The 16813-nt window shown below is 54.4% G+C and carries 12 protein-coding genes and 1 riboswitch; of the genes, 7 read left to right on the plus strand and 5 right to left on the minus strand.

Translation table 11 applies throughout. From position 1 onward, the window contains the following. Window positions 1-25 precede the first annotated feature (25 nt). Genes AC2FCQ_RS21565 through AC2FCQ_RS21575 form a run of 3 tightly spaced genes read right to left on the minus strand, consistent with a single transcriptional unit; the run spans window position 26 to window position 3427 of the window. A complete protein-coding gene (locus AC2FCQ_RS21565) occupies window positions 26-1321 on the minus strand; it encodes a maltoporin (protein ID WP_209636989.1) in 1296 nt (431 codons plus the stop codon). Window positions 1322-1350: 29 nt separating this feature from the next. After that, window positions 1351-2460, minus strand: coding sequence for a maltose/maltodextrin ABC transporter ATP-binding protein MalK (gene malK, locus AC2FCQ_RS21570; RefSeq protein ID WP_209636987.1), 1110 nt, complete (start codon window positions 2458-2460; stop codon window positions 1351-1353). Continuing rightward, entirely contained in the window at window positions 2453-3427 is a 975-nt protein-coding gene (locus AC2FCQ_RS21575; protein WP_245209954.1) for an alpha-amylase family glycosyl hydrolase, read from the minus strand. Before AC2FCQ_RS21575 ends, malK begins: the two co-directional genes overlap by 8 nt. A gap of 359 nt (window positions 3428-3786) precedes the next feature. On the opposite strand from AC2FCQ_RS21575, the gene malE reads away from it, so the two are divergent. From malE to malG, 3 genes are all read left to right on the plus strand, one after another. Continuing rightward, window positions 3787-4980, plus strand: coding sequence for a maltose/maltodextrin ABC transporter substrate-binding protein MalE (gene malE, locus AC2FCQ_RS21580; protein WP_037416088.1), 1194 nt, complete (start codon window positions 3787-3789; stop codon window positions 4978-4980). Between the two features lie 184 nt (window positions 4981-5164). Then, the gene (gene malF / locus AC2FCQ_RS21585; protein ID WP_209636985.1) at window positions 5165-6742 is read left to right on the plus strand and encodes a maltose ABC transporter permease MalF; all 1578 of its coding nucleotides are present in this window, start codon (window positions 5165-5167) and stop codon (window positions 6740-6742) included. An 11-nt stretch (window positions 6743-6753) separates the two neighbouring features. Then, window positions 6754-7644, plus strand: a complete 891-nt coding sequence (malG, locus tag AC2FCQ_RS21590; protein ID WP_490307764.1) for a maltose ABC transporter permease MalG — start codon at window positions 6754-6756, stop codon at window positions 7642-7644. A 245-nt stretch (window positions 7645-7889) separates the two neighbouring features. Here malG and psiE read toward each other — a convergent pair whose 3' ends face one another. Continuing rightward, window positions 7890-8297 (minus strand): phosphate-starvation-inducible protein PsiE, encoded by a 408-nt coding sequence (gene psiE, locus AC2FCQ_RS21595; protein WP_020837183.1) that lies wholly within the window; start codon window positions 8295-8297, stop codon window positions 7890-7892. A gap of 221 nt (window positions 8298-8518) precedes the next feature. On the opposite strand from psiE, the gene AC2FCQ_RS21600 reads away from it, so the two are divergent. Beyond that, window positions 8519-9955 (plus strand): capsule assembly Wzi family protein, encoded by a 1437-nt coding sequence (locus AC2FCQ_RS21600; protein ID WP_404760553.1) that lies wholly within the window; start codon window positions 8519-8521, stop codon window positions 9953-9955. A 62-nt stretch (window positions 9956-10017) separates the two neighbouring features. On the opposite strand, the gene pgi is transcribed toward AC2FCQ_RS21600, so the two are convergent. After that, complete coding sequence (pgi, locus tag AC2FCQ_RS21605; RefSeq protein WP_490307762.1) at window positions 10018-11664, minus strand: glucose-6-phosphate isomerase; 1647 nt, start codon at window positions 11662-11664, stop codon at window positions 10018-10020. Between the two features lie 273 nt (window positions 11665-11937). On the opposite strand from pgi, the gene AC2FCQ_RS21610 reads away from it, so the two are divergent. The 3 genes from AC2FCQ_RS21610 (at window position 11938) to panS (ending at window position 16546) form a co-directional block, all read left to right on the plus strand. After that, window positions 11938-13746 (plus strand): cation:proton antiporter, encoded by a 1809-nt coding sequence (locus tag AC2FCQ_RS21610; RefSeq protein WP_490307760.1) that lies wholly within the window; start codon window positions 11938-11940, stop codon window positions 13744-13746. A 52-nt stretch (window positions 13747-13798) separates the two neighbouring features. After that, window positions 13799-13992: riboswitch (Lysine riboswitch) on the plus strand. A gap of 109 nt (window positions 13993-14101) precedes the next feature. Then, on the plus strand, window positions 14102-15469 hold the full coding sequence (lysC, locus tag AC2FCQ_RS21615) for a lysine-sensitive aspartokinase 3 (RefSeq protein ID WP_265556933.1): 1368 nt from the start codon (window positions 14102-14104) through the stop codon (window positions 15467-15469). 159 nt (window positions 15470-15628) lie between these two features. Continuing rightward, complete coding sequence (panS, locus tag AC2FCQ_RS21620; RefSeq protein WP_490307759.1) at window positions 15629-16546, plus strand: ketopantoate/pantoate/pantothenate transporter PanS; 918 nt, start codon at window positions 15629-15631, stop codon at window positions 16544-16546. Window positions 16547-16813: the final 267 nt, after the last annotated feature.

The following is a 16813-nucleotide window of genomic DNA, read 5'->3' on the forward strand; positions in this document are numbered from 1 at the left end:
GCGCATGGCTCTCCCCGTTATCACATTACCACCAGATTTCCATCTGAGCGCCGAAGGTGACTTCATCGTCATTACCGCGGCTGAAAGTGTGCATGCTGGTGTCGTTATAAGCGGTGCCTGAGGTGTAACCGGCGCCGGAGTCGCTGTTAGCGTAGCCCCATTTCTCATCCCACTTGGCGTAGGTAGCAAATACGCGGATAGCCGGACGTGACCAGATGCTGTTGCCTGCCTGCCACTGTTGCGCCAGGGTGACTTTGTATTGGCCGTTGCGATCGCCGGTACGCTGGGATTTGACGTTGTCGTAACCCGCTTCCAACAAGGTGCTCATGATAGGCGTCCACTTGTACATTGGACGCACGCCCACGGTGTACCACGTGGTGCCGTTGTTATTGTCGCGATCGATATCCTGGAACATAGCGACATACATCATTGCCCATTTATCGTTGAAGTCGATAGCACCGTGATCCAGCACGCGGATCATCTTGCCATTGTTGTCGATAGTGGCGCCTTGGCTACGGCCATTGTTCTGTGAGGTCATTGAATCGGTGGCATATTGCAGCACAAACTTGTTATAGCCACTCAGAATGCTTTGGGTATGTTCAGCGGTGAACATCCAACCGTCTTTGCTGGCGCCGTCCGCCAGACGGAAGTTGTCCTGCGCGTTGGCGCGGCCATAATCCACACCCAACTCCAGGGTGCCGCCTGGGTTCAGCTCCAGGCCAGCCAAACGCACGTCAAAGGTGTCGTTGACCGTTGGGCGCTGCTTCCATTCATTATCCAGATAGCCGTAAGAACCACCGGATTCAGAGTTACGGGTAACGGCCGCAGACAGCTTACCGAAGCCCAGATCGATATTTTCCAGACCGGCACCTGGGCCAGAGATATCCCAGTAGTAGAAGTCAATCATGTGAACATCATGACGCTGATAGAAGCGCTTACCGGCCCACATGGTGGAGCCCGGCAGCCAGTCAATCAGGTTTTTACCCTGCACATTCACTTCACGGAAGCCGGGTGTAACGTCTTCCCAGTCAGACCGTTGTGAAACGGAATAGGCCAGATTAGTATCGAAATAGAAGCTTTTATCGCCTTCTTTCCACACTTCCTGACCCAGCTTCAATTCGGCGTAGGTTTCACATTCGTTACCGAGACGGTATTTACTGTCGGCACCGGTGGCTTTGAAGCATTGCTGCTCACCACCGCTACCGGTCCAGCCGATACCAGAACGAGCGTAACCTTTAAAATCGACGGCCATCGCCTGGGTTGTGAGAACACCAGCGGCGATTGCCAGTGCCAGAGGAAGCTTGCGCAAGGTAGTCATCATTATTCTCCTGTTATACAGACTGTGATGCTTTAAACGCCCGGCTCCTGGTGCAGCCGTTTACATGCCGTACCGTCTTCACGGAACAGATGGCAGCGGTGAGGCGGCAGGCCTATAGCGAATGTTGCACCTTCTTCTACCAGCACCACGTCGTTCTGGCGGTAAACCAGGTTTTGACGAATTGCCGGGATTTGGATGTGGATTTGCGTCTCGTTACCGAGTTGCTCCACCACCTGTACGTCGCCCGTCAGGCGAACTTCAGAGGCATCGCCAGGCAACAGATGCTCTGGACGAATACCTAATGACATGTTCGAACCGGCCTGAACCTCCGTACCTTCTACGGGTAACCACACCAGTTGGCGGTTAGGCAGTTCGACCTGGACTTGTTGCGGTTCCACAGCGGTCACTTTGACCGGCAGGAAATTCATTTTCGGCGATCCAATGAAGCCGGCGACAAAGCGGTTTGCCGGGTAGTGATACAGCTCCAGCGGCTTGCCGACCTGGGCGACACGTCCGGCGTCCAGTACCACGATCTTGTCGGCCAGCGTCATCGCTTCGACCTGATCGTGCGTGACGTAAATCATGGTGCGCTGCAGGCGCTTGTGGAGACGGGAAATCTCAATGCGCATTTGCACTCGCAGTGCGGCGTCGAGGTTCGACAGCGGTTCGTCGAGCAGGAACACATCCGGTTCCGCCACTAACGTACGGCCAATCGCCACCCGCTGACGTTGCCCACCGGACAACGCTTTAGGCCGTCGATCGAGCAAATGGGCCAATTGCAGCACTTCTGAAACCTGATTAACCCGCTGGTTGATTTCCGCTTTCTTGGCACCCGCCAGTTTTAGACCAAACGACATGTTGTCGGCCACGGACAGGTGTGGATACAGCGCGTAGGACTGGAAGACCATACCGATACCGCGCTCAGACGGCGGCACCTCATTCATGCGTTTATCGCCGATCATCAGGTCACCGGAGGTGATGTCCTCCAGCCCCGCGATCATGCGAAGCAGCGTCGATTTGCCGCAGCCCGATGGCCCGACAAACACCACAAATTCGCCGTCATTGATGGTCAGATTGACGTCTTTGGAAATCACGGCCTCGCCGAAGGCCTTATAAACGCTGCGCAATGTGACACTAGCCATGCGTTACTCCCCTGCTTTCGCAGCTAACATTTCGTGTGAAAATGGCGGACGCAAAACCCGCCAAAACCCATTGATGACCCTCTTGCTGCGCACCGTGCTGCCATGCCAGTGGCAAGGTCGCCTCAGACGGTGCGGCCGCCTGAGTATAAGGCTGCAGGTTAATCAGCGCTTCAAGGCATTGATCCTGATGGGTAATAAGTAAACGCACTACGCCATTACGTTGGCTTACGATGCTCAGTTCACCCTGTTGGATAACCGGCAACCGGCGCAATGCCAGCAGGGACTGGCAGTAACGTAAGGTGGATTGGTTGTCATACTGTTGGCGGCTGATGGCCAGCGCGCGGTGTTCGATCGCCACCTGTTGGTACCAGTGGATTTCGCCAGAGGTCACCTGTTCGGGCGCTTCATGCCATGGCATCGGCGTTTGCGCACCCAGAGGATCCTGCAGCCCGGCCGCGTGCGGCAGTCCCAACTCTTCGCCTTGATACAGGCAAATAGGCGCGGGCAACATCGCCAGCAGCGTCAAAAAAGCATCGGCGGAGCGCAAGTTGCCCTGCCCCCAGTGACTGACCACGCGAGGTTGGTCAGCGTCACCGGTACTCCACAGGCTATCTGCCAAGGTGACGCGGCGAGCATTCAATACCTCAACCAGCTTTTCCACGCTGAAAGGCACGACCTCTAACGCCAATGGGCTAAGGAGATACTGCTGATGCGCAGCAGCGGCACGACGAATATGGTTTGGCCCGTCGCAATACCACAGCGTCAGCCCTTGGGTTGCGACAGCGGCTGCATCTTGTGTCGCCAACGCTTGCGGCAGTACCAAACCGTCAATTGACAACGTGCTCAAGTACGGCAACGCCGCAATCATGCCGTGAGCGTCGCCCACACCGTCCCCGTTTCCATCACGGAAACTGACCGGATGGATCCGGTACAGGGTTGGCTGAGTGGCGGTAGGCATTGGCGACATAAATCCGGTTCCCTGCTGCACGTGGCGATAAAAATCAATGTGGCCGATAGTGCGGTAAACCCCACAAAGGGTAATCATCCGTAACAGAATTTTTCATGGGGGAGGAGATGGGAGGATGAGAGAACGACCGCAACGATGAGAAGTTCAACGCTTGAGACAAATCTGTGATCTACCTGGCAAAAATCGTCCCCCTATTTTGTGTCTGACACCACAGAATAAGGAGCAACGTTAACTGGATCACACTATGCAAGCGTGGGGCGTAGAGGGGGGGAGGATGAGAATGTGCCGCTTTGTGACCCACTATTACCGCGAAACCTCTCTCCTTGATTTACGTGCCCACAAAAAAGAAGGATTGGATTATGACTCGCAGCTTTACCACCGCCCGTACGCTGGTACTTTCGGCTCTGACCACGTTGGTGCTCTCTTCTTCCGCCTTCGCCAAGATCGAGGAAGGGAAACTGGTTATCTGGATCAACGGCGATAAAGGCTATAACGGCCTGGCCGAAGTCGGCAAAAAGTTTGAGAAAGACACCGGTATCAAAGTCACCATCGAACATCCGGACAAGCTGGAAGAGAAATACCCGCAGGTTGCGGCGACCGGCGACGGCCCGGACATCATCTTCTGGGCTCATGACCGTTTTGGTGGTTACGCGCAGTCTGGCCTGCTGGCCGAGATCCACCCGTCCAAAGCTTTCCAGGACAAATTGTTCCCGTTCACCTGGGATGCCGTGCGTTATGACGGCAAGCTGATCGGTTACCCGATCGCCGTTGAAGCCTTGTCACTGATTTACAACAAAGACCTGATCAAGCAAGCCCCTAAAACCTGGGAAGAAATTCCGGCACTGGACAAAGAACTCCGTGCCAAAGGTAAAAGCGCCATCATGTGGAACCTGCAAGAACCCTACTTCACCTGGCCAATTATTGCCGCCGACGGCGGTTACGCCTTCAAATATGAGAATGGCAAGTACAACATCAAGGACGTAGGCGTCGCCAATGCCGGTTCTCAGGCTGGCCTGCAGTTCATCGTCGATTTGGTGAAAAACAAACACATCAACGCCGATACCGATTACTCGATTGCTGAAGCCGCATTCAATAAAGGCCAGACCGCCATGACCATCAATGGCCCTTGGGCATGGTCAAACATCGAGCAAAGCAAAATCAACTACGGCGTAACCTTGCTGCCGACCTTTAAAGGCAAACCATCCAAACCTTTCGTCGGCGTACTGACCGCCGGGATCAACGCCGCTAGCCCGAATAAAGAGCTGGCCACCGAATTCCTGGAGAACTACCTGCTGACCAACGAAGGCCTGGCTGACGTCAACAAGGACAAGCCGTTGGGCGCAGTGGCGCTGAAGTCTTACCAGGAACAACTGGCGAAAGATCCTAAGATTGCCGCCACCATGGAGAACTCCCAAAACGGCGAGATCATGCCTAACATCCCGCAGATGAGCGCCTTCTGGTATGCCGAACGCAGTGCGGTGATCAACGCCGTCAGCGGTCGCCAGACGGTGAAAGCCGCGTTGGATGACGTACAGACCCGTATCACCAAGTAACACACAACGTTGTGCGGGATTAACATCCCCGAAGTAATTGGAGTGACACCGCGACGGCAAGTACGCACATCCCGGCAGCACAGAGAGTTATCTGACCGGGGTGAGCGGACGCCGCCAACACAGGTGCCGCTTCAAGTATGAGGGGGGAAGTGTCCCGCTGTTGCTTCACAGAAAGGAACGCCCTATGCAATTAGCTCACGCCGGGTCGCCTGCGCGCAAAAAGTCGAAGTGGTGGCAGAGTGACATCCTGAAATGGCTGGTCATCGGCCTGTTCAGTCTGGTGACCTGCTATCTGATTGTGTTGATGTATGCACAGGGTGAATACCTGTTTGCCATTCTGACGCTCATATTAGTCAGCGCCGGGCTGTATGTTTTTGCCAATCGCCGCGCTTACGCCTGGCGCTATGTCTATCCTGGTATCGCCGGAATGGGGCTGTTTGTCCTGTTTCCGCTAATTTGTACCATCGCCATCGCCTTCACCAACTACAGCAGTACCAACCAGCTCACCTTTGAACGAGCTCAGTCGGTACTGATGCAGCGCCAGTTCCAAACCGGCAAAACCTTTACCTTCGGGCTTTATCCGGTGGAAAATCAACGTTGGCGCCTGCAGTTAACCCACCCGGACAGCGACCAACGGCTTATTTCCGATCCCTTCAGCTTTGATACCAATGCACCGCAAACGCTGAAACTGACGGAGGAAAGTGCAGAACCGGCGGGCGAACGCGCCACGCTGCGGGTGATCACGCAAAACCGCCAAGCGTTAAGCCAACTGGTCGCGTTACTGCCGGACGGCGGCGAATTGCGCATGAGTTCCCTGCGCCAATTTTCCGGCACCTCCCCGCTTTATGCGCTGGATAAGGGCAGCAATACGCTGACCGACCAACAAACCCATATTCAATACCGACCGAACCCGGACATTGGCTTCTATCAAGCCATAAATGCTGACGGAAACTGGGCCAAGGAGACGCTCAGCCCAGGGTACACCGTCACCATCGGCTGGAAAAACTTCCTGCGCGTCCTACAGGACGAAGGCATCAAGAAACCCTTCGTGTCGATCTTTATCTGGACCATCGTGTTCTCGGTGATGACCGTAATCCTCACTGTTGCTGTAGGCATGGTTTTGGCCTGTGTGGTGCAGTGGGAGGCGCTGAAAGGCAAAGCGGTGTATCGCGTGATGCTGATACTGCCCTACGCGGTGCCGTCGTTTATTTCGATACTGATTTTCAAGGGGTTGTTTAACCAAAGCTTTGGTGAGATCAACATGATGCTCAGCCATCTGTTTGGTATTAAACCGGCCTGGTTCAGTGACCCCATCACGGCCAAAAGCATGATTTTGATCGTCAATACCTGGTTGGGCTATCCCTACATGATGATCCTGTGTATGGGGCTGCTGAAGGCGATTCCAGACGATTTGTACGAGGCTTCGGCAATGGACGGCGCGACCCCGATGCAGAACTTTTTCCGTATCACGTTGCCTCTGCTGATCAAACCGCTGACCCCACTGATGATCGCCAGCTTTGCCTTCAACTTTAATAACTTTGTCTTGATTCAACTGTTGACCAACGGCGGGCCTGACATGATTGGTACCACCACACCGGCCGGCTATACCGACCTGTTGGTCAGCTATACCTACCGTATCGCCTTCGAAGGCGGCGGCGGGCAGGACTTCGGGCTGGCAGCCGCCATTGCCACACTGATCTTCCTGCTGGTGGGCGCCCTGGCGATCCTGAATCTTAAAGCCAGCAAGATGAACTTCGACTAGGGAGAAAAATAATGGCCATGGTCCAACCCAAATCCCAGCGCTTGCGCCTGTGGATGACCCATACTCTGATGCTGTGTTTTATCGCCCTGATCATGTTCCCGCTACTGATGGTGGTCACTATCTCGCTGCGCTCCGGCAACTTCGCCACCGGCAGCCTGATACCGGAACAGATTTCATGGGACCACTGGCGGTTGGCGCTCGGCATGAGTGTGACCCACGCCGACGGCAGCGTCACCCCGCCACCGTTCCCGGTCCTGCTGTGGTTGTGGAATTCGATCAAGATCGCAGTGATCACCGCCATCGGCATCGTCACGCTGTCCACTACCTGCGCCTACGCGTTTGCCCGCATGCGTTTTCGCGGCAAGAGTACACTGCTGAAAAGCATGCTGATTCTCCAGATGTTCCCGGCGGTACTGTCATTGGTGGCGTTGTATGCCCTGTTCGATCGTCTGGGCCAATACATCCCGTTTATCGGTCTGAACACCCACGGTGGGGTGATCTTCGCCTATATGGGCGGCATTGCGCTGCACGTCTGGACCATCAAGGGCTATTTCGAAACTATCGACAACTCGCTGGAAGAAGCGGCGGCACTGGACGGTGCCAGTCCGTGGCAGGCCTTCCGCCTGGTGCTGTTACCGCTGTCGGTACCGATTCTGGCGGTGGTGTTTATTCTGTCGTTTATCGCTGCGATCACCGAAGTACCGGTCGCCTCTCTGCTGCTGCGTGACGTCAACAGCTACACGCTGGCGGTGGGCATGCAGCAATATCTCAACCCGCAAAACTATTTGTGGGGCGACTTTGCCGCTGCGGCGGTACTGTCGGCCATCCCGATTACCGCCGTATTCCTGCTGGCACAGCGCTGGTTGGTGGGAGGCCTGACGGCCGGTGGGGTGAAAGGTTAAGTTTGTGCCGCTGCAATACGTTTGATGTACTTCAGTTTTTTCCGATCAATACCTGTGTCTTCGGCGGCCCCAACGGGCCGCCATTTTTATGGAACCGCCAAAATAATGGGCGTTGCAACAAGGCAGCAAGCGGATAAATCCCCAGGAGATTACTCTGATAGGTGACGGGGGTACACACCGGTAGCTAACGCTGCTGCTGCTGCTGCTGCTGCTGCTGCTGCTGCTGCTTCAAGTATGAAGGATATTTATTCGCGCTTTAAGCGGTCGGTATTGGCCAGATACAGCGTCACCACCAGCAACAATATCGCGGCGGAATAAATTAACGTATCTATTGGGTTTTCATGATCCACAATGATCAGCCGGATGATGGCAGTGATGCCGATATAAATAAAGTAGCGTAACGGGAAGTGATAGCCCGACTCAAAATACTTCACAATCAAGGCGATAAATTCAAAGTAAAGGAAGTAAATCACAATCCCTTCAATCAGCAGATAGGACGTCGATTCCTCGTTGTTTACAAACAAAACCTTCGCCAAATGAATGGTTTCTTTCACCAGAAAGACGATCAGGATCGCCGCCAGCAGCAGCAGCCCAACGTTCAGCACCCGTTGCAGCCCTTTGGCCACCATTACGGAGCGGGAGGTTTTTGCCATAATTGTTCCCCATAAATACCATTAAAATTATCCGCGGATCCTAACATAGGCATTATCTTAAAAATTAATATCTCTTCAGAATCATAAAAAAATAAATACTATTCAATTAGTTAAAAGAAAATGTTTCATAGGGATATATTTGTAGCAAATTGAAATGTCCACTATCATGGGTCATAGAACTTTACATAAAACAAACAACTTGAATTAACAAGGGAATATTTATGCGCGCTAAACTTAATGGACTGGTCGCGGCGGGCCTGTTTACCTGTGCATTGACCGGTCACGCCGCCGGCTTGGTCACTCCTGATAACGATCTGCGTAACGACCTGGCCTGGTTGTCCGACCGTGGTGTCATTAACGTTAGCTTGTCCACTTGGCCGCTGAGCCAGGAAGAGATCAGCTCGGTTATCTCGCAAGCCAAACCGGTTACCAATACCGAGAAAAATGTCATCGACCGTGTTCAACGCCGGGTTGATGCCCTCAAGGCCAATATTCGTGTCAGTGGTTACGCCTCGACCGACAAACCCGGCACGCCACAGGGCTTTGGTCAAAACGAATATGCCGATGACCGCCTGACTATTGGCGCGGGTGCCAACGGTGAGTTCTGGGACGTACGCGTTCAAGGCTCTGTCGAAGGCGACCAACGCGTCAGTGACGGTTCCAAATTTAACCTGAACGGCTCCTACGGCGCAGTGAAAATCTGGAACCAGTGGTTATCCTTCGGTGAAGTGTCCCAGTGGTGGGGCCCAGGTTATGACGGCAGCTTGATCCGTTCAGACGCAGCCCGTCCCGTCGCCGGTTTCATGCTGCAACGCGCCGACCAATCGCCGTTTGAAACTCCTTGGCTGTCCTGGATTGGCCGTTGGCAGTACCAGATTACCGCCGGCCAGCTGTCACAGTACTCTTCCGTACCCGATACCAAGTTGATTGGTGGTCGCTTTACCATGATGCCGACCAACTTCCTTGAGTTGGGCGCTTCGCGCATCATGCAATGGGGTGGCAGCGGTCGACCACAGTCCTTTAGCTCTTTCTGGGATGCTTTCACTGGCAAGGACAACGATGACTCAGGCCAAGGCAACGATCCCGGTAACCAGCTTGCAGGCTTTGACTTCAAGCTGAAAATGCAACCGCTGATTGGCCTGCCTGTCAGCCTGTACGGTCAGTTAGTCGGTGAAGATGAAGCAGGCTTCCTGCCTTCACAAAATACCTACCTGCTGGGCTTGGAAGGCCACCCGGAATGGGGCACGACCACCATCAACTGGTCCATCGAAGGGGCTGATACCCGCTCCGACATGAGCCGTAAAAACTATGTATACACCCACTACACCTATAAAGGCGGCTACTACCAGCAAGGTTACCCACTTGGCCATGCAATGGGCGGTGACGGCCAAATGCTGTCCGGCCGGGTAGAGCTGGTACTGGACGACAGCCAACGCTGGAGTACCCGTCTGGTGTACGCCAAGGTGAACCCGAACAGCCAGTCAATTAACCAGGCGTTCCCGAAATCTGACACACTGAAAGGCATTCAGCTCGGCTGGGGCTATACCTTGCCCTCCGAGGTCAAGTTTGATACCAGCCTGTGGTACACCAATAGCCATGCCAGCACCGCCGATGACGTAGGTGCAGGTATCAGTTTCGAAGTACCCATCAATCTGTAATCCTTCAGACGTAAAAAAACCCGCCGCGGCGGGTTTTTTATTGGCATCAATTCAAATGGTGTTTAACGCCATGCTTTGAAGCGGTTGATCAGCGCATTGGTTGAGCTGTCATGGCTGCTTACCGCTTCGTCACCTGCCAGTTCTGGCAAAATGCGGTTTGCCAATTGTTTGCCCAGCTCAACACCCCACTGGTCGAAGGTGAAGATGTTCAGGATCGCGCCCTGGGTGAAGATCTTGTGCTCATACAGCGCAATCAGGCTCCCCAAGCTGAACGGCGTGATTTCACGCAGCAGGATGGAGTTGGTTGGGCGGTTGCCTTCAAACACCTTGAACGGTGCAACGTGTTTAACCTCTTCCGGCGTTTTGCCTTGGGCCGCGAACTCTTCTTCTACCACGTCCAGCGATTTACCAAACGCCAGGGCTTCGGTCTGTGCGAAGAAATTCGACAGCAGTTTGGCGTGGTGGTCGCTCAGCGGGTTGTGGCTGATGGCCGGCGCGATAAAGTCGCAAGGCACCAGTTTTGTCCCCTGATGAATCAGCTGATAAAACGCATGTTGGCCATTGGTGCCTGGCTCGCCCCAGATGATAGGACCGGTCTGGTAATCCACTGGGTTGCCATTACGATCGACATATTTACCGTTAGACTCCATATTGCCCTGCTGGAAATAAGCAGAAAAACGGTGCATGTACTGGTCATACGGCAGAATGGCTTCGGTTTCTGCACCGAAGAAATTGTTGTACCAGATACCAATCAGCGCCAGCAGCACCGGCAGGTTTTTCTCTGCCGGGGTTTGTGCGAAGTGTTTGTCCATCGCATGCGCGCCGCTCAGCAACTGTTCGAAGTTCTCGTAACCCACTGACAGTGCAATCGACAGACCAATTGCCGACCACAGGGAATAACGGCCACCGACCCAGTCCCAGAATTCGAACATGTTGGCAGTATCGATACCGAACTCACCGACGGCCTTGCCGTTGGTGGACAGCGCCGCGAAATGCTTCGCCACGTGTTTTTGATCGCCCGCAGTGCCCAGGAACCAGTCGCGCGCGCTGTGGGCGTTGGTCATGGTTTCTTGCGTGGTGAAGGTTTTGGACGCCACCAGGAACAGCGTCGTTTCCGGATTCAGCGCCTTGAGCGTTTCGGCGATATGAGTCCCGTCAACGTTAGAAACAAAGTGCATATTCAGGTGGTTTTTGTACGGGCGCAGTGCCTCGGTCACCATATAAGGGCCGAGATCAGAACCACCGATACCGATGTTCACCACGTCGGTAATGGCTTTGCCGGTGTAACCTTTCCAGTCACCGCCAATCACGCGGTCGCAGAACTGTTTCATTTTAGCCAGCACCGCGTTCACTTCCGGCATCACATCTTTGCCGTCAACGATAATCGGGCTGTTGCTACGGTTGCGCAAGGCAACATGCAGCACCGCACGGTCTTCGGTGCGGTTAATTTTCTCACCGGCAAACATGGACGCGATCGCACTTTGCAGATCGGTCTCTTTCGCCAGTGCCTGCAGCTTCTCCAGGGTTTCCGCGGTGATGCGGTTTTTAGAGTAATCCACCAGCATCTGATCGTCGAAGGTAGCGGAAAACTTGGAGAAACGCTCACTGTCCTGAGCAAACAGATCGCCGATCTGTACGTCTTTCATCTGTTCAAAATGTTGCTGCAGGGCTTGCCAAGCAGCGGTTTGACTAGGATTGATATTTTTCATAGCAACACTCTTAGGCTTGAGAATAAATGTGACGTGGTTGTCCGATTGTAGCCTGTTCGACTGTGATTATGATCTCTTTTCTTGCGATAGGTGCTAACTGTTAAACCCAGCCGCATCGTTTCAGCTCTTCCCCTATACTTTTGGATAATAGCCTGTTATCAGGGTTACTTAACTGTCACTAAACTGTGGCAGATTATCACCACGTCATTGACGTAATTAGGCTAAGGATGCGCGGCCAACCAGGCTGTAGTTTGAAAGACGAAGGACATGATTATGGAATTATCTGCCCCATTGATGTTGGTGGTTATTGGATTGAGCTCGCTGCTGGCGCAGTGGGTCGCCTGGGTGTTGCGCCTGCCGGCTATTTTGCCACTGTTGGTATTTGGCATTGTGTTAGGCCCCGTGGTCCATCTGGTTCAACCGGATGCATTGTTCGGCGATCTTCTGTTCCCGCTGGTGTCGCTGTCGGTCGCCATTATTCTGTTTGAAGGCGCGCTGACGCTACGCGTCGAAGAGATACGCGGTCTCGGCGGCGTGGTGCGCAATTTGGTCACCATTGGTATGCTGATGACCTTCCTGGTGATCGGCGTAGCCTGCTGGTGGCTGCTCGACTTTCCGCCGGAGCTGGCGGCACTGATCGGCGCAGTCACCGTCGTCACCGGTCCAACCGTCATTGCCCCGCTGATGCGCGTCGTGCGGCCAAATGCCAATATCAATCAGGTGCTGCGCTGGGAAGGCATCGTGATCGACCCGGTCGGCGCCATCTTTACGCTGCTGGTGTTTGAATTTATCGTGCTGAAGCAGCATTCGGAATCCTATACCCACCTGTTCTACACGCTGGGCATTACCGCCGCTGTCGGCATGGTCGCTGGCGCATTGTTCGGTTACCTGTTGGGCCTGGCACTCCGCCGTGTTTGGCTGCCACGCTACCTGCAAAACCTTGCAGTATTGGCCATTATGCTTACCGCTTTTGGCGTGTCTAACGCCATCGCTGACGAATCCGGTCTGCTGACCGTTACGGTGATGGGCATCTGGCTGGCCAATATGCGGGATGTGGATACCAGTGACATATTGGCCTTCAAAGAAGAACTGTCGGCAATCCTGATTTCGGCGCTGTTTATCATTTTGGCCGCACGGCTTGATATCCAGGCACTGTGGAACATGGGCTGGCCGTTGCTGGGTCTGCTTCTGGTGGTGCAGTTTATCGCGCGCCCACTGTGTATTGCGGTATCAACCTGGCGCTCGTCCTTGCACTGGCGCGATCGCCTTCTGCTGTGCTGGATCGCCCCACGCGGCATCGTCGCCGCAGCGGTAAGTTCATTGTTCGCCCTGACATTGCAACGCAGCGGCTACCCCGGCGCCGATCGTCTGGTCACGGTGGTGTTCGCCGTTATCATTGGTACCGTGGTGTTGCAAAGCCTGACCAGCGGCATAATGGCGCGCTGGTTGCGGGTACAGCAACAAAAACCCCGTGGGGTGCTGATCGTCGGAGCCAATAGCGTGGCACGCATGCTGGCGCAGGCGCTGATGAAAATGAATATCCCGGTCATTGTCACCGACAGTAGCTGGGAATATTACCGCCAGGCACGAATGGACGGCATTCCCGCGTATTATGGACATGCTTACTCCGAACACGCCGAAAACTTCCTTGATCTCAGCGATACCGCGCAGGTGTTGGCACTGTCGCCCAACCGCCATCAGAATGCACTGGCGGTCTATCACTTCGGCCATATTTTTGGCGACGGGCAGGTGTTTGCTATCCGCTCCGGCGCCCCGCTGAAAGGCCGCGGCAACAGTGGCGAAAGCTCACGCTTCCGTCGGCATGAAGTTTTGTTTAACCAAGAGGCCACTTACGGCCGGTTAAGCAGTCTGATCGCCCAGGGTGCCACCATCAAGGCCACCAAGCTGAACGAGAACTTTGGCTGGTTGGAATATCTTGAAAAACATCAGGGTGTTATTCCGTTATTCAGTCAGCGGGAAGACGGCACGTTGCAGCCGATAGGCACCGGTTTCGTCCCGGCGATACCCTGTACGCTGATTGCGCTGGTACAAGATGAAAATCCCTCAACGTCTGGACGTTGACAGCAGCGCGATTACCGGCTATTCCTAACAGCCTACTTGCACATCCCGTGTGCAAGCCAGAAGAGGTGCGTCGCCCAGGTAGAGTGTCAGAGGAGCCGTTCTCCAATGACGACGCTTGAGGGGGAGCGACGCCGAGGTAAGGTGATGCGCGGCATTCATCATATCGGCTACAGGGGCTGAATCCCCTGAGTTGTCACCAGGGATTGTCCGTAAGGGCAGTCAGCAAGGTGGGGCGCTTCTGGGTGTATCGTAGCGTTAACCTCTACGCCTGCCCCCTGTTTATCGCTCCTCCCTTGTGCCAAGGCTACGAAAAAAGCGCTCTCTGAATAGAGCCACCCTGACACGAGGTTTTTACATGAACCAAGCAGCACCCCAGAATTCCACCGTTGTCGCCAAATTCGGCGGCACCAGCGTTGCTGATTATGAAGCCATGAATCGCAGCGCCGACGTCGTGCTATCCAATCCGGCCGTGCGTCTGGTGGTCTTGTCCGCGTCCGCGGGCGTCACCAATCTGTTGGTGGCTCTGGCCGAAGGCAGTGATGCCGACAAGCGCAACTATCAGCTCGATGAAATTCGCCGAATTCAATACGCCATTCTTGATCGCCTCGACAATCCGGACGTGATCCGCGATGAAATCGACCGCATGCTGGAGAACATCGCCATGCTGTCTGAGGCCGCGGCGCTGGCGACCTCAACGGCACTGACCGACGAACTGGTCAGCCACGGCGAATTAATGTCTACCCTGCTGTTCGTTGAGATCCTTCGCGCTCGCAACGTACAGGCGGAATGGTTTGACGTCCGTAAAGTCATGCACACCGATGACCATTTCGGGCGCGCCACACCGGATAGCGCAGCGCTGAGTCAATTAGCCCAAACGTTACTCAAGCCACGCCTGCAGGAAGCTTTAGTGGTTACTCAAGGCTTTATCGGCAGCGAGCCCAAAGGCCGCACAACGACGCTGGGCCGTGGCGGCAGCGATTACACTGCAGCACTGTTGGGTGAAGCGCTGAGCGTCAGTCGCGTGGATATCTGGACCGACGTACCGGGCATCTACACCACCGATCCACGCGTAGTACCCGCAGCGAAGCGCATTGATAAAATCGGTTTCGAAGAAGCGGCAGAAATGGCGACCTTTGGTGCAAAAGTTTTGCACCCAGCCACCCTATTGCCTGCGGTACGCAGCGATATCCCCGTGTTTGTCGGCTCGAGTAAAGACCCTTCCGCCGGGGGTACCCTGGTGTGCAACACCACCGAGAACCCACCGCTCTTTCGTGCATTGGCGCTGCGCCGTAAACAAACCCTGCTGACGCTGCACAGCCTTAACATGCTGCACGCACGCGGTTTTCTGGCCGAAGTGTTCAACATTCTGGCACGCCACAATATCTCGGTAGACTTGATTACCACTTCCGAAGTCAGCGTCGCGCTGACCATGGATACAACGGGTTCAACCTCCACGGGCGGCAGCCTGTTAACGACCTCACTGCTGACCGAGCTATCGTCGCTGTGTCGGGTGGAAGTCGAAGAAAATCTGGCTCTGGTGGCGTTGATCGGCAATAAGCTTTCCCAGGCCTGCGGCGTGGGTAAAGAGGTGTTCGGCGTGCTCGACCCGTTTAATATCCGCATGATTTGCTACGGTGCCAGCAGCTATAACCTGTGCTTCCTGGTGCCGGGTAACGACGCCGAGCAAGTCGTACGCACCCTGCATCACAATCTGTTCGAATAATTTTAATAATATCTGCGCCAATAGGCGTATATCGTCGTAGCCAGTTTGGGTTCGGCCAGCGCACGGGAACCGGAACGTACACAAAGTACGTAAGGATTCCGAGCACTGCCCGGACTCAAAATGGCAAGTAAGATAGCCTATTGAAGGAAAAGCGCATTCATGCTGGCAAAATTTACCCGATTATTCCCCCTGTGGGCGGTGCTGCTCGCCGTCGCGGCCTACTTCACATCCACCACCTTTACCGGGATCGGCCCCTACGTCAGCCCATTGCTGATGCTGATCATGTTCGCCATGGGCGTCACGCTGCGGCTGGATGACTTTAAGCGCGTATTATCTCGTCCTGGTCCCGTGGCGGCGGGGATCTTCCTGCATTACCTGATCATGCCGCTGGCGGCCTGGTTACTGGCAATGCTGTTTCATATGCCACCGGATCTTTCCGCCGGCATGGTGTTGGTCGGCAGCGTCGCCAGCGGGACCGCTTCCAACGTGATGATCTATCTGGCAAAAGGTGATGTGGCGCTGTCCGTGACCATCTCGGCGGTTTCCACACTGGTAGGCGTATTCGCCACGCCACTGCTGACCCGTCTGTATGTCGATACCGAGATCAGCGTCGACGTCATGGGGATGCTGCTCAGTATTCTGCAGATCGTGGTGATCCCTATCGGTCTGGGGTTGATCGTCCATCACACCTTTACCAAAACAGTCAAACGCATTGAGCCGATCCTGCCTGCACTTTCTATGATCTGTATTTTGGCCATCATCAGCGCTGTGGTGGCCGGTAGCCAGAGCCACATTGCTTCGGTTGGGCTGGTCGTGATCATCGCGGTGATCCTGCATAACGCGATCGGGTTACTGAGCGGTTATTGGGGCGGTAAGCTATTCGGCTTTGATGAGTCCACCTGCCGTACACTGGCGATTGAGGTGGGTATGCAAAACTCCGGGTTGGCTGCCACGCTAGGCAAAATCTACTTCTCACCGCTGGCTGCACTGCCGGGAGCTCTGTTCTCTGTGTGGCATAACCTGTCCGGTTCGCTGTTGGCAGGTTACTGGTCCGGTCGGCCGATCAACAAAAAATAATTTCACGTCGGGACGCAGTTCAATGACTGCGTCCATCTTCCTACGAAATTTCGTATTTCCACTGGTCGGATTGTCAGAATTATCCCCATCCTCTATTATCGCACCGATAAATAAAAATTCAGATTCTTCTTAATGCTGCCGATAACCGTTTAACGACGGGAACGGTAAATAACGATTAATTTACTTTTTTAATTACCTCCTTATGGGTAATAAACACAGATTTATAAAAATAAAAAACAAGCAGACTAATTATTATTTAGAAATATA

Source organism: Serratia sp. CoH_134_PS_4 (genome assembly GCF_058190535.1).